We start from the raw sequence: 13,455 nt of genomic DNA on the forward strand, positions 1-13,455 counted from the left end.
CCCGGTCTGCTCGCCGGCACCGGCTTGCCCGCCCTGCTCACCCTGCCCGGCGATCCGGGGACACGTGCGCCCGTCTTCGGATCAAGCGCGCCGACCGGGGGAAGGCGTACCCCATGGACTGGCTGACCCGGCTTCCCGCCATCGGACCGTACGTGCAGCGCCTGATGCGGACGCACGCATGGCGCTCGTACGAGACCCTCGAGGAGGTGCGCTGGACCCGGCTGGCCGCGGCGATCACATTCATCAGCTTCCTGGCGCTGTTCCCGCTGATCACCGTCGCCGCCGCGATCGGGGCCGCGCTGCTCAGCAAGCAGCAACTGAAGTCGCTCGAGGACAAGCTGACCGAACAGGTGCCGGGCATCTCCGACCAGCTCGACCTCGGAGCGCTGGTGGAGAACGCGGGCGCGGTCGGACTGATCGCCGGTGCGCTGCTGCTGCTCGCCGGTATCGGCTGGGTCGGCTCGCTGCGGGAGTGCCTGCGGGTCGTCTGGGGCCTCGACGACAAGGAGGGCGGCAACCCGGTCGCCCGCAAGGGCAAGGACGCGGTGATCCTGCTCGGCCTGGGGGGAGTGGGGCTGGCCTCGTCCGCCGCGTCGGCGCTCGGGTCCAGTGCCGTCGGCTGGACCGCGGACCGGATCGGTATCGACGGCGGCGGGGCGGGCGGTGTCCTGCTGCAGACCGCCGCCCTCGCCGTCGCCGTCGTCGCCGACTTCCTGATGCTGCTGTACGTCCTGACGCTGCTGCCCGGCGTCCATCCGCCGCGCCGCCGGCTGATCGTGGCGGCGCTGGTCGGGGCCGTCGGCTTCGAGTCGCTGAAACTGCTGCTCAGCGGCTACATCTCCGGTGTGGCGGCGAACTCGATGTACGGCGCGTTCGGGGTGCCCGTCGCCCTGCTGCTGTGGATCAACTTCACCGCGAAGCTGCTGCTGTTCTGCGCCGCGTGGACGGCGACGGGCAGTGGCTCCGGCGCGGAGGAGCCGGTCAGCGACGCGGCCGGCGACGGGCCAGATCGGGCAGCGGCCACCGCCGGTTGACCAGGAACCCGGCCACCGCGAGCAGCACCAGCGCGACGATGGCCACCGAGACCGCCACGCCCGCGCCGGTGGTCCCGCCCCGGCTCGCGGCGGACGCCTCGTCCGGGCCGTACCGCTCCTCGCCGTCCCGGCCGTCCCGGCCGTCCTTCCCGCCTGTCTCGCCACCTGAGGCGGGCCCGTCGGAGTCGCCCGTCGCGGCACCGCCCGAGTCGCCGGAGCCGCCGGAGTCGCCGGACGAGCCCGTGTCCGCCGACCTGGGGGGCACCAGCTCGCCGACCGGCTCCACCTTCCCGGCCGCCGCGAAGCCCCAGTCGAGCAGGCGCGCGGTCTCCTTGTAGACCGCGTGGCCCTCCTTCGACGCCGGGTTCATCACGGTGACCAGCAGCACCTTGCCGTCGCGCTCCGCCACACCGGTGAAGGTGGAGCCGGCGAGCGTGGTGGTGCCGTTCTTCACCCCCGCCATGCCCTGGTAGGGGGCGACGCCGAAGTCGCCGGTGAGCAGCCGGTTGGTGTTCTGGATCTGGAACGACTCGCGCTTCTTGCCGGGCTTCTGCTCGCCGGGGAACTGCGCGCGGGCGGTCGCGCAGTACTCCCGGAAGTCCTTCTTCTGCAGACCGCTCCGGGCGATCAGGGTCAGGTCGTACGCGCTCGACACCTGGCCCTTCTCGTCGTACCCGTCCGGCGTGACGACCCGGGTGTCGAGGGCCTGCAGCTCCTCCGCGTGCTCCTGCATCTCCTGAACGGTCCGCGGGATGCCGCCGTTCATCTCGGACAGCACATGGACCGCGTCGTTCCCCGAGCGGAGGAACACCCCGAGCCACAGGTCGTGGACGGAGTAGGTCTGGTTCTCCTTGATGCCGACGAGGCTGCTGCCCACGCCGACCCCGGCGAGTTCGTCGCGGGTGACCGTGTGCTGCTGGTCCTTGGACAGCTTGGGCAGCACCGTGTCCGCGAAGAGCATCTTCAGCGTGGAGGCGGGAGGCAGCCGCCAGTGCGCGTTGTGCGCGGCCAGCACCTCACCGCTCTCGGCGTCCGCGACGATCCAGGAACGGCCCGTCACCTCCTTGGGGAGGACGGGGGCGCCCGCCGCCAGCCTGACCTGGGTGCCGGGCCTGCCGAGCTGCGCGCCGCCGACGGTGGACATCACCGCCGGGGGCTTGGGGGCCTTCTCGTCCTTCGTGCCGGCCTTGGCCGCGGCGGTCGCGGGTGCGGCGGTGAGCGCGGGCAGCAACGCGACGGCGACCGCCCATGCGGTTTTCCTCAAAGCAGACACGGACGAGAACGTACAGGGACCCGACGGCGGGTCCGACACCGGCCGGGTGACCCGCCGCGAGCTCCGCCGGTACAGCCCAGCCCGGCCCACGACGAAACCGCCTGCCCCGGAACGGGCCGACGTGGAGCCGCCGGCCTCGGAACGGGCCGACGTGGAGCCGCCGGCCTCGGAACCGCCCGCCTCGGAAGCGGCGGGCGCGGAACCGGCGGGCGCGGACGCCGCGTGCGGCACCACCCGACCCCGCCGCTCCGGGGAAGGGGACTGCGGCGATACTGAGTCCATGAAGCTCAGCCGCCCGGTCTCCTGGTTCCTGCTCGCGTTCGGGGTGTGGAGCTGGGTCATCTGGGTCACTTTCGTGAGGAACCTGTGGCAGGACGCCAGCGGGCTCGCCTTCGACGACGCCGGTGACCCCACCGCGTACTTCTGGGTCCATCTGCTGCTCGCCGTTACGTCCTTGCTCCTGGGGACGGTGATCGGCGCGATCGGGTTGCGTGGCGTACGCGCACTGCGCCGCGACCACGAATAGGGGAACGCTGCCGTGCTGGTCGTGCTGCTTGTGATCGCTGTCGTCGTCACCCTGCTGGTGGCGGTGCACTGGTACGTATGGCGGCGCCTGGTCCGCGACACGACGGCCGGGCCCGGTGCGGCCCGCCGCGCGGGTACGGCCGCCGTGATCGTGCTGCCGCTGTTCACCGTCGGCGCGTTCACCGCCGGCCGGGCCGACGCCCCCTTCTGGCTCAAGCAGACCTTCGCGTGGCCCGGCTACCTCTGGCTCGCCACGCTGCTGTACCTGACGCTCGCCCTGGTCGCGGGCGAGGCGGTGCGCCCCCTCCTGCGCCGCGCCCTGGACCGCCGGGCGGCCCGCCGCCCGGCGGCTCCCGGGGTCCCGCTCGCGACGGCGGACGCGGTCCCGGTCTCCTCCGCCGGTTGCCCGGCGGCCGCGCGGCCGGACGCGCCCGAACCTCCAGAGTCGCCAGAATCGCCCGAATCAGGTCAGGGCGCCACGGCGACCGCGCTCGCCGCACCGGCCGGGGAGACCCCCGGCGCCGCCGACGGCCCCGGCGGGCCGGCCCCCGACGCGCCCGGTGCCCCCGGCACCCCCGTGCCGGCCGCCTCGCCGGAGGGCGGCGGACGCCCCGCGGGCGGCATGTCGCGCAGGCTGTTCGTCGCACGGGTCGTCGGCGGGGCGGCCGCGGCCGCGGCCGCGGGGACCGTGGGCTACGGGACGTACGGCGTCCTCCGCGGACCGAGCGTCAAGCGGGTCACCGTGCCGCTCGCGAAGCTCGCACGCGGCGCGCACGGCTACCGGATCGCGGTCGTCAGCGACATCCACATCGGACCCGTCCTGGGCCGCGCCCACACCCAGCGGATCGTCGACGCGATCAACGCCACCCAGCCCGACCTCGTCGCGGTCGTCGGCGACCTCGTCGACGGCAGCGTCGCGGACCTCGGCAGCGCCGCCGAACCCCTCGCCCGGCTCCGCGCGCGCGACGGCTCGTTCTTCGTCACCGGCAACCACGAGTACTTCTCCGGGGCCGACGCCTGGGTCGACCATGTGCGCGAGCTCGGTCTGACCCCGCTGCGCAACCACCGCGTGGAGATCGGCGGCTTCGACCTCGCCGGGGTCGACGACGTGGCGGGTGAGCGCGAGGGGCAGGGACCGGACTTCGCACGGGCACTCGGCGACCGCGACCGGGCCCGCGCCGCCGTGCTCCTCGCCCACCAGCCGGTCGTCATCCACGAGGCCGTGCGCCACGGAGTGGACCTCCAGCTGTCCGGCCACACCCACGGCGGTCAGCTCTGGCCCGCCAACTACCTCGCGGAGATGGCCAATCCGACCCTCGCTGGCCTGGAGCGGTACGGCGACACCCAGCTCTACGTCTCGCGCGGCGCCGGGGCCTGGGGCCCGCCGGTGCGGGTCGGTGCCCCGTCCGACATCACCGTGGTGGAACTCGCCTCCCGGGAAACCTGATGGTAACCGGGAGTTGAGGGGATTCCCCTTCGGCCGTGCACCCCGTGTGATTGGCTGACCGCATCGCGAACAGGGGTGCGCGTGAAGGGGATTCGGGCGATGCCTTCGATCCGGCTGCGGATACTCGTGACCTGTCTCGTCCTGGTGCTCGCCGGAGTCGGTGCCTGGCGGCTGCTGCCGGATGAGGACCCGCGTACGCCGATCACCGTGGGGACGACCGACGTGGTCACGTCCCTGGACCCGGCCGGGGCGTACGACGCCGGGTCCTGGGCGTTGTACGGCAACGTCTTCCAGTCGCTGCTGACCTTCCGGCCCGGTTCGGCCACTCCGGTCCCCGACGCGGCGGAGAGCTGCGCCTTCACGGGGCTGAACCTGCAGTCGTACCGCTGTGAGCTCCGCGACGACCTCACCTTCGGCAACGGCCGCAGGGTCACGGCGCAGGACGTCAAGCACTCCTTCGACCGGTTGCTGCGGATCAGGTCGGACGTCGGTCCGCAGACCCTGTTCAGCACGCTCAGGTCGGTCACCGCGGAGGGCCGGAGCGTGATCTTCAGTCTCGGCTCACGCGACGCCACCTTCCCGCACAAGATCGCGACGGGTGCCGGCTCGATCGTCGACCGCTCGGTGTATCCGGCGGACTCGCTCCGCCGGGGCGGCAGCGTCGACGGGTCCGGCCCCTACCTGCTCGGGGAGTACCGTCCCGGCGCCGGTGCCACGCTGAAGCCCAACCGCTCCTACCGGGGGGCCGTGACCAAGCGCGGCGGGCCCGTGGTGATCCGCTACTTCGAGCGGTCCGAGCAGCTCGCGGCGGCCTGGAAGGCCGGGAGCGTCGACGTCGCCCACCGCCAGTTACCTCCGTCGGTCATCGCCGGCCTGGAGAGCGGCGACGACCCGGTGCGGATCGACGAGGCCGACAGCTCCGAGATCCGCAACCTGGTCTTCAACGTCCGCGAGGGCGAGCCCTTCGCGGAGAAGTCCGTGCGGCGGGCGGTCGCCGCCGTCGTCGACCGCGCCGCCATCGCGACCACGGTCCACAAGACCACGGTCGAACCGCTCTACTCCCTCGTCCCGCAGGGCATCAGCGGGCACAGCACCTCGTTCTTCGACGCCTATCCGCAGCCGGACCGGGATCTGGCGGCGGAACTGCTGGAGGACGCGGGCGTGCAGACGCCGGTGCGGTTCACCCTCGCCCACCGGGAGGACGGCGCGGCGGCCGCGGAGGCCGCGGAGCTGCGCCGCCAGCTCGAGAGCACCGGGCTGTTCGAGGTGCGGCTGACCGCGGTGGAGTGGCGGGCGTTCCAGAAGGGTTACGCCGCCGGGAGGTACGACGCGTACACCGTCGGCTGGCTGCCGGACTTCCCGGACGCCGACAACTTCGTCCAGCCCCTGGTCGGGCGGGACTCCAGCCTGCGTTCCGGCTACCGGAGCACACTGGTCGACCGGCTGATCCAGTCCACCCGGCAGTACGGCGACCGGAGCCGTGCATCCAGGGACTTCCGGTCGATCCAGGACGCGGTGGCGGAGGACGTCCCGCTCGTGCCGCTGTGGCAGAAGAAGGACTACGTGCTCAGCAACGAGGACGTCGCCGGTTCTCAGAACCTGTCGGACGGCACCGGGATCTGGCGGCTGTGGGAGCTCGGCTGGCTGTGAGGCCCCGGGGCCGCCCGGGCGATCGGGCCGTTCCGGCCGGGTTCACATCACACCGTCGGGGAGGGCCCGGCCCGGGTGCGAGGGCCGCGGAGCGCCCGGGTGGTGCGACCGTTGCGGCCGGTCCGCCCGAGTCGTGCGCCCGAGCGGAGCGCCCGAGCGGTGCGCCCGAGCGGTGCGCCCGAGTGGTGCGCCCGAGTGGTGCGACCGTTGCGGCCGGTTCACGGCGTGGAACCGCGCCCCCGGCGGCCGCCCCTCCCGTCGTTCCCCTTGCTCGGGGAGCTGCGGCCCGCCGTCCGTCCTGGCTTGCCCGAGGCGGCCATGCCCGCGGCCGTCGGCATGAAGTCCCTCAGCAGTTCGTGGGTCTCCTGTACCAGGGGACGCAGGATGCGGAACCGGGAGAGCGAGATCGCCCGGGCGGTCACCGGTGCGAGCCGCTCGACGAGGCGGCGGCTGTTGGCGCAGCCCTCGGAGCGGTCGTACACCCAGAACAGCACCAGACCCATCTGCTGGAGCCAGAGCAACCGCGGCAGCGCATCGGCCAGTTCGGGGTCGACCTTGACGGCGGCCCCGGACAGCACCCGCCGGTGGACGTCGACGGCCGCTTCCCGGGGGCCCTCCGACTCGGGTGAGAAGGGGCTGAGCGGGCTGTCCGGGTCTGCCGCGTTCTTGAAGAACTGGGACGCGAACTCGTGGTACGGCTCGGCGATGTCCAGCCAGCCGAGCAGGACTCCGCGGATGCGTGCCGCGAGGTCCTTCTCGCCGCCGTCCAGGACCTCGGCGGCCGCCGCCTGGTGCTGCTCGGCGATCCGGTCGTAGAAGCCCTGGACGAGGTGTTCCTTGGAGGAGAAGTAGTAGTAGGCATTGCCCACGGAGACCCCGGCCTCCTGGGCGATGGCCCGCATCGTCGTCCTGTCGTAGCCGCGTTCCTGGAAGAGCCGGAGGGCGGTCTCGAGGATGAGGGTGCGGGTCTGCTCGCTCTTCGCGGGCTTGGTGGCCCGGTCCTGCTTCTCGTCCGTCACGTCGTTCACGGTGAGCGAGCCTAGCCGGGCGGGGCCGGTACCTCGCACCGCCCTTCGCAGGGGGCGGCCGTGAGCTCGCGGTACTTCGCGGCGGCGAGGACGGTCACCTTGGCGAACGGCTGCCCGGCGGGGGTGCTCAGCCAGTGCGCCTTGGGCCGGTGCTCGGCCAGTGCCCAGAGGCAGACGATCCAGGCGGCGGTGGACCGGTACACCTGCCCCCGGTCTCCGATCACGGTGATCTCCCGGAGGGTGCTCTCGTGGTCGAGGGCCGGGAAGCGGCGCCTGGCCTCCTCGGACGCCGCCGGGACGAGGTCCAGTGGGACGAGCTGCCGCTGCCGCAGCAGCCAGTGGCGCAGATGGACGCAGAGCGGGCACTGCGCGTCGTACAGCACCGTCAGTCTCGCCACGGGGACTCCCACGGCGCTCACGCACCCGTGGCGGGCGCTGCCCAGGGCCCCTGGCCGGCCGGTCCGGTCCAGCCCTGCGGCGGGACCGGCGGGGTCTGCTCGCGCTCCATCACCCCGCGCCGGCGGATCCGGTTGAGCACATAGACGTTGGCGAGGTGCATCACACCGAGGACGAGCAGGACGACTCCGAGCTTCACCGAGAGGGCCTCGAACAGCCGCCGGGCGTCGGCCACGGCCTGGTCCTGGCCGAGGTGGAGGGCGACGAAGCCGAGGTTGACGAGGTAGAAGCCCACCACCAGCAGGTGGTTGACGGCGTCCGCGAGCTTCTCGTTCCCGTGCAGGACGTCGGCGAGGAAGATCCGTCCGTTCCTGCTGAGCGTACGGGCCACCCAGACGGTGAGCGCGACGCTGATCAGCAGGTAGACGACGTACGCGACAACAGTGAGGTCCATGCCCCACCCTCCCTTGAACGTGTTCAAAAGGTTGTGTCCATGACTGTAGCGCTCCTCTTGAACGCGTTCAAGTCGGTGAGGTCCGGTGGGATGTCGACGGGCGGAGCGCGCCCGGGGGCCCGTAGGGTCGGCCGGATGACGCTTGCTCACGATGTGGCGGGGGACGGCCCCGTGGTGGTGCTCCTGCACTCGTCGGTCTGCGACCGCCGGATGTGGGACGAGCAGAGGGACGCACTGGCCGGGGCCGGGTACCGGGTCGTGCGCCCCGACTTCCGGGGCTTCGGCGACACCCCGGCCGAGGCCGTGCGCCCGTACCGCGACGCGGACGACGTCGTCGCTCTTCTGGACACCCTCGGGATGAGGTGCGTGGCCCTCGTCGGGGCGCAGCCACGGCGCAGCCTCTCAAACCGGGACCACCAACTACCCCTGACGGACCCACCGCCTCCCACACGCAGAAACTCACCACCAGTCAAATAGCCTCGTTGACAGCGCTGTTCGAGGCCAAAGTGGATCAGGCCACTGCGGGAGATCACCGAGACGCGCCCACTCACAGGCGTGAACCCCAGGGCCGGGAACGGCGTAGTGAGGAGCGAGAAGAGGCGGCAGAGACCCGAGGCACCCGCACCCGCGTACGCCTCTCGCACCTCTGCCGGCAACCGGAACCATCCGACTCAGACCAAAGGAAGCGGTGAAGCCACGCACTACTCGTCTCTCACGCTGTCGCGCGGCTGCGCTCAGCGCGGCCATCACCTCTGGCGCACTGGCATGCGCGATGCTGCCCTCAGCCGCACATGCGACGCCCCATCACGCCAGATCGCTCGACTACGTCGCACTCGGTGACTCCTACGCCGCTGCTCCGGGCGTGCCGGAGCAGATCGATCCGGCGTGCGCCCGCTCCAGCAGCAACTACCCCCATCTCGTCGCGGCGCGGAACAAGGCCCGTCTCACGGACGTCACCTGTTCCGGGGCGACCACAGCGGACCTGGCCGTCGCCCAGGGTGCCGTTCCCGCGCAGTACGACGCCCTCTCCCGGAAGACGGACCTCGTCACCGTGAGTATCGGCGGCAACGACATCGGCTTCTCCAAGGTGCTCGGGCGCTGCGCCGCGCTGGCCGCCGGGGCCCCGTCAGCGAGCCCATGCCGCGACGACCTCACGCAGGGCGGCGCCGACCAGGTCGAGCAGAGCATCGCGGCCACGGCGCCGAAGATCTCCCGGGTGATCGCCGAGATCCGCAGCCGGGCCCCGCGAGCCAGGATCCTCATGGTCGGCTACCCGTCGCTCTTCCCCGACAGCGGAGTCGGCTGCACAAGCCCCGGCGTCCCCATCGCCGCGGGCGACTTCGCCTTTCTGCGGGACAAGACGAAGGCCCTCAACGCCATGATCGCCCGCCGAGCCGAGCTCGGCGGCGCCACGTACGTCGACACGTACACGCCCACCATCAACCACGACATGTGCCGTCCCGTCGGGGAACGCTGGATCGAGAACCTCGCTCCCCAGCCCCAGGCGGCGCCCGTCCATCCGAACGCGCAGGGCGAGCAGGCCATGGCGAAAGCCGTGAACCGTGCGCTGTCCCGGTGCGGCGGAGCCCACCGAGTCTGATCGCTCCGGTTCCTGGGTGAGACGGCGGCGGCATGCACCCGGCACCTCCTTCAAGGGCCCGCTCTCCGGAGACCACCGAAGGAGGTGCCCATGTGCCATCCCTGATCTTGCGTGGGTATCCCCGGCTTCAGCCGGGGAGAAAAACGTATCCTCCGGGCCGGAGGCGCGCAGCGCCGGAGTTCGCTGCGTCTTTGGGGTGAGGGTCAGGTAGGCCGCTTCTGGCCCTCGATGTGACAAGCGGGCGTCTTCCTGCCCAACGGGGCCGCCGTGAAGGCCGGACTCAACCACTCGATCTCGGATGCCGGATGGGGGGTGTTCCTGACGATCCCGCACGCAAAGGCTGAAAGCGCCGGACGGGAAGTGATCACCGTGGACCCCCGCAACACCTCCCGGACCTGCCCCGAATGCGGGCACGTCGCAGCGGAGAACCGGTCCACCCAGGAGAAGTTCCACTGTCAGTCCTGCGGCCACCAGGCGCACGCGGACACAGTGGGCGCCCTGAACGTTCTACGGGCCGGGCTGGTCCGTCGCGACGCCAACCCGGCATAGCGAGAAGCCCTTTCGTTCACGAGGGGGAGGAGTCACTGCCAGGACCGCCACGTCGGCCGCGATGGAGCTCACCGTCAAAAAATTCGGCCTTCTACGTCGGCATCGCACTCGGCAGCCGGCTCGGCGGCGCCGTCATCGCCCGCTGGCACGGCGTCCTCCCTCCTGTTCCGGCGGGTGGAACCGCGCTGGTCACCGGCGGGCTGCTGCTCAGTGCGGTCACCGGGTGGCTGCTGCGTGGCAGGCCCACTACGGAGGAGCCCAGGGTCGCCGCCGCTGTGTGACGAGTCCTCCAGGCCCCGGCCGCCCGCACACCGGGCAATGACTGTCACTCTTCGTAGCCATGCAGGCCGCCGGTGCAGCCAGAGACTTGGCGAGGCGCCCGTTTCTGTCGGCCGAGGGGCTCTCTCCCGGATGAGGCCCCGGTGTTCGTGTTTCAATGAGATCAAGGAAGAATCCCATTAAAGGGGATTGGACAGCCAGAAATGCGGCGCACCGATTTGGACAGCCGACGAGGTGATCCTCTTGACGTGGCGTTCAGCGCTACGGCGATCATTGACGGTCACGGCATCGTGCAGGGCTGGAGCGAGGGCGCCGAGCTGCTCCTCGGCTACCGCACCGATGAGGTCTTGGGGCGGTCGGCAGCAGTCCTGCTTGCTGAAGAGATGACTGAGGAAAGTCGTCGGTCTCTGGCCGGCCGGGAGTGGTGGAGCGGGAGGGTCGCGCTGCGGCACAGGGAAGGCCGAAGTCTCATCGTGGCCCTCCTCGCACACCGTCGGACATCTCCCGGCGAGTCCGGTGGATGGGCCCTGGAGACCGCGGTGACCGGCCTGCCGGATCGCCCGGGAAAGCCATCCGGTCGGAGAGGCGACGCATCCGTTGTCGCGCATGACGCGACCGAACGGCACTGGCCCAGGGAACGCCTCCTGCTGCTCAACGAGGCCGGCACGCGGATCGGCAGCACGCTGGAGGTTGCACAAACGGTGCAGGAGCTGCTGGATGTGACCGTTCCCCGGTTCGCGGACTTTGCCTGCGTCGACTTGCTTGCCTTTGTCGGTCAGAGAGGTGAACCGCCTCCTGACCCGGTGACCGGCCCGATCGTCCTGAACCGCACGGCTCAACGGTCCGTCCTTGAGAACATGCCCGAGGCCCTGGGTGACGTGGGCTCGATGGCCGCCTATTCCGCGTTCTCGCCGCCGACCGATTGCCTGGCTGTCGGCGGTCAGGCCGCCAGGTACGAGATGACTGATGCCGTCATCAACCGGTGGTCGCCCAACGATCCTTCTCAGGCAGCCGGCATCCGGGCGACGGGAATGCACGCGGTGATCGTCGCGCCCGTACGCGCACGGGGCGTCACCCTGGGTGTGGTGTGTTTCGCCCGGCACGTGCACTCCGAGCCCTACACCGAGGACGATGTGCTCCTGGCCGAGGAGATCACAGCCAGGGCCGCCATCTGCATCGACAACGCCCGTCTCTACACCCGCGAGCGGACCACCGCCGTGGACCTTCAGCGCAGCCTGCTCCCGGAGAAGCTGCCCGATCAGACCGCGGTCGAGGTTGCTTCCCGCTATCTGCCCGCAGTAGTCCGAGCAGGCGTGGGCGGTGACTGGTTCGACGTGATCCCGATATCGGGCGGCCGCGTCGCCCTGGTCGTCGGCGACGTTGTCGGGCACGGTGTCCAGGCATCCGCCACCATGTGCCGCATACGCACCGCGGTGCGGACCTTGGCCGAAATCGATCTGGCACCGGACGAACTGCTGACGCACCTCGATGACCTGGTCATGCTCCTCTCGGCGGAACTCCTGTCCACGAAGGCCGAGACCGCCGGGGGCTTTGGCGCCACCTGTCTGTACGTCGTCTACGACCCGGTGACGCGCCGGTGCACGCTCGCTCGCGCCGGGCACCCACCGCCCGTTGTCGTCACCCCGAACGGCACCGCGGACTTCCTCGACCTGCCGGCCGGCCCGCCACTCGGACTGGGAGGCCTGCCGTTCGAGTCCGTGGACATCGAGCTGCCCGAAGGCAGTCTCCTCGCTCTCTATACGGACGGTCTCATTGGAAAGCGTGGCCAGAACATCGAGAAGAGACTCGACACGCTGCTTGAGGAACTCGGCCGGCCTGCACCGTCGCTGAACTCCCTGTGCGACGGCGTGCTCGGGGCTCTGCTTTCTCCCCAGCCAGTGGACGACATCGCCCTTCTGGTCGCCCGTACTCGCGCCTTGAACGCCCACCAGGTCGCCACCTGGGACGTCGAATCCGATCCGGCCGTTGTTGCGCAGGTCCGCGCGAAGGTACATGCTCAACTGGCCGCTTGGGGACTTGACGATCTGCTGTTCACCACGGAATTGATAGTGAGCGAATTGGTCACCAACGCCATTCGCTATGGTCAGCCTCCCATCCGACTGCGGCTGATCCACGACAGAACGCTGATCTGCGAAGTCTCCGACTCCAACCCCACCGCCCCCCACATGCGACGGGCCCGCGTCTTCGACGAGGGCGGCCGTGGTCTGCTGCTGGTGGCGCAACTCAGTCAGCGCTGGGGAACACGTCACACGCGGACAGGCAAGACCATCTGGGCTGAGCAGTTCATTTCAGCGGCTTCGGAAGAGAGCTCGCTGTAGGCCCCGGACCCCCAGGCCTTGGAGCCTGGGGCCCGGGAGCCCAGCCGTTGAAGATGCAGTGTCTACCGCCCGTGTCGGCTTGCCAGGGCACGGGCGCCGCCCGAAGTGGATCATGGTCGGTCGCGAGCATGATGCCGGGATGGTTCATCGTGTCGTGCACGAGGTTGACTCTGTCGGGCATCTTGGAGTCGCCGAGGTCAGCTCCCCAGGGTGCGCCGGAGGGAGCCGGCCGAAGGGATCAGGCCGCGGGATCGGGCCGATGCGCTACGCGCTCAGCAGGCGCGCATGGCCGACCTGCCCCATGACCCAGTACAGGGTCTCCGGGCCGGTCGCCGGGATCATCGTCGTGTGGTGGCGTCCGCCGCCGGCGACGCCGACCTGGACGAAGCCGGTCGTCCGCCGCTCCTTCATCAGCAGGAAGAGCAGCCCCAGGAGGCAGAAGACGGAGAAGACCACCGCCAGCACGATGGCGTGCGTGGGGGTCTTCTCCTCGGTGCGGGACAGGTCCGTCACGTTCCACACCGCTCCCTTGAGGGGCAGCGTCCCGTTCGGGGTGACGACGGAGTCCTGGACGACGGTGATGTCGCCGATCATCAGCAGGGGGGCGCCCGGAAGGCCCGGCGCCCCCTGGCCGCCCAGCGGCGCGAGCGGTGCCGGGGCGAAGCCGTGCCCGTACTCGGCCGGGTCCGGCGGGTACGCCGGGCCCCACTGGTAGTCGCCGCCGTCCTGGTAGGGGTTCGGCTGGTTCATCGGTCCCCGCTCTCGCATCGCTCTCGCATCACAGAAGCCGGCACGGCAGAAGCACGCGTGACGGAAGCACGGGCAAGGGCCCGTTTCCGTACTGCGAGCGTACAGAAACGGGCCCCTGACGGAGCGTCTGA

At 70.9% G+C, this 13,455-nt stretch carries 11 protein-coding genes and 2 pseudogenes; 8 read left to right on the plus strand and 5 right to left on the minus strand.

The genetic code is table 11. The features are described from left to right. The first annotated feature begins 113 nt into the window (after positions 1 to 113). Positions 114 to 1,034, plus strand: coding sequence for a YihY/virulence factor BrkB family protein (locus tag DDW44_RS18665; RefSeq protein ID WP_017946480.1), 921 nt, complete (start codon positions 114 to 116; stop codon positions 1,032 to 1,034). On the opposite strand, the gene DDW44_RS18670 is transcribed toward DDW44_RS18665, so the two are convergent. Then, on the minus strand, positions 982 to 2,307 hold the full coding sequence (locus DDW44_RS18670; RefSeq protein ID WP_341867075.1) for a D-alanyl-D-alanine carboxypeptidase family protein: 1,326 nt from the start codon (positions 2,305 to 2,307) through the stop codon (positions 982 to 984). The two genes, DDW44_RS18665 and DDW44_RS18670, sit on opposite strands and share 53 nt — an antisense overlap. Positions 2,308 to 2,587: 280 nt before the next feature. On the opposite strand from DDW44_RS18670, the gene DDW44_RS32850 reads away from it, so the two are divergent. The 3 genes from DDW44_RS32850 to DDW44_RS18680 all read left to right on the plus strand — a co-directional run bounded on the left by DDW44_RS32850 (position 2,588) and on the right by DDW44_RS18680 (position 5,929). After that, a complete protein-coding gene (locus tag DDW44_RS32850; protein WP_026165066.1) occupies positions 2,588 to 2,833 on the plus strand; it encodes an SCO4848 family membrane protein in 246 nt (81 codons plus the stop codon). A 12-nt stretch (positions 2,834 to 2,845) separates the two neighbouring features. Next, entirely contained in the window at positions 2,846 to 4,279 is a 1,434-nt protein-coding gene (locus DDW44_RS18675) for a metallophosphoesterase (RefSeq protein WP_108907126.1), read from the plus strand. Between the two features lie 99 nt (positions 4,280 to 4,378). Further along, positions 4,379 to 5,929, plus strand: a complete 1,551-nt coding sequence (locus tag DDW44_RS18680; RefSeq protein WP_108907127.1) for an ABC transporter substrate-binding protein — start codon at positions 4,379 to 4,381, stop codon at positions 5,927 to 5,929. 218 nt (positions 5,930 to 6,147) lie between these two features. On the opposite strand, the gene DDW44_RS18685 is transcribed toward DDW44_RS18680, so the two are convergent. From DDW44_RS18685 to DDW44_RS18695, 3 genes are read right to left on the minus strand one after another with little or no spacing between them, the layout of a single operon-like run. Continuing rightward, positions 6,148 to 6,957: a TetR family transcriptional regulator gene (locus tag DDW44_RS18685; protein ID WP_108907128.1), complete on the minus strand. Its 810-nt coding sequence runs from the start codon at positions 6,955 to 6,957 to the stop codon at positions 6,148 to 6,150. Positions 6,958 to 6,968: 11 nt separating this feature from the next. Then, positions 6,969 to 7,355, minus strand: a complete 387-nt coding sequence (locus DDW44_RS18690) for a thiol-disulfide oxidoreductase DCC family protein (RefSeq protein ID WP_017946474.1) — start codon at positions 7,353 to 7,355, stop codon at positions 6,969 to 6,971. A gap of 17 nt (positions 7,356 to 7,372) precedes the next feature. Continuing rightward, positions 7,373 to 7,807 (minus strand): hypothetical protein, encoded by a 435-nt coding sequence (locus DDW44_RS18695; RefSeq protein ID WP_018889257.1) that lies wholly within the window; start codon positions 7,805 to 7,807, stop codon positions 7,373 to 7,375. Between the two features lie 135 nt (positions 7,808 to 7,942). Here DDW44_RS18695 and DDW44_RS18700 point away from each other — a divergent pair. From DDW44_RS18700 to DDW44_RS18715, 4 genes and pseudogenes are all read left to right on the plus strand, one after another. Next, a pseudogene (locus tag DDW44_RS18700) lies at positions 7,943 to 8,191 on the plus strand (alpha/beta fold hydrolase); the annotation flags it as partial. 388 nt (positions 8,192 to 8,579) lie between these two features. Then, positions 8,580 to 9,407, plus strand: coding sequence for an SGNH/GDSL hydrolase family protein (locus DDW44_RS18705; RefSeq protein WP_108907129.1), 828 nt, complete (start codon positions 8,580 to 8,582; stop codon positions 9,405 to 9,407). Between the two features lie 237 nt (positions 9,408 to 9,644). Next, positions 9,645 to 9,956 (plus strand): annotated as a pseudogene (locus DDW44_RS18710) (zinc ribbon domain-containing protein); the annotation flags it as partial. 482 nt (positions 9,957 to 10,438) lie between these two features. After that, a complete protein-coding gene (locus DDW44_RS18715; RefSeq protein WP_108907130.1) occupies positions 10,439 to 12,574 on the plus strand; it encodes an ATP-binding SpoIIE family protein phosphatase in 2,136 nt (711 codons plus the stop codon). 264 nt (positions 12,575 to 12,838) lie between these two features. Here the strand turns inward: DDW44_RS18715 and DDW44_RS18720 are convergent, their stop codons facing one another. Next, positions 12,839 to 13,324: a hypothetical protein gene (locus DDW44_RS18720; protein ID WP_018889248.1), complete on the minus strand. Its 486-nt coding sequence runs from the start codon at positions 13,322 to 13,324 to the stop codon at positions 12,839 to 12,841. Positions 13,325 to 13,455: the final 131 nt, after the last annotated feature.

Origin of the sequence: Streptomyces tirandamycinicus (genome assembly GCF_003097515.1) — a bacterium.
Lineage (GTDB): Bacteria > Actinomycetota > Actinomycetes > Streptomycetales > Streptomycetaceae > Streptomyces > Streptomyces tirandamycinicus.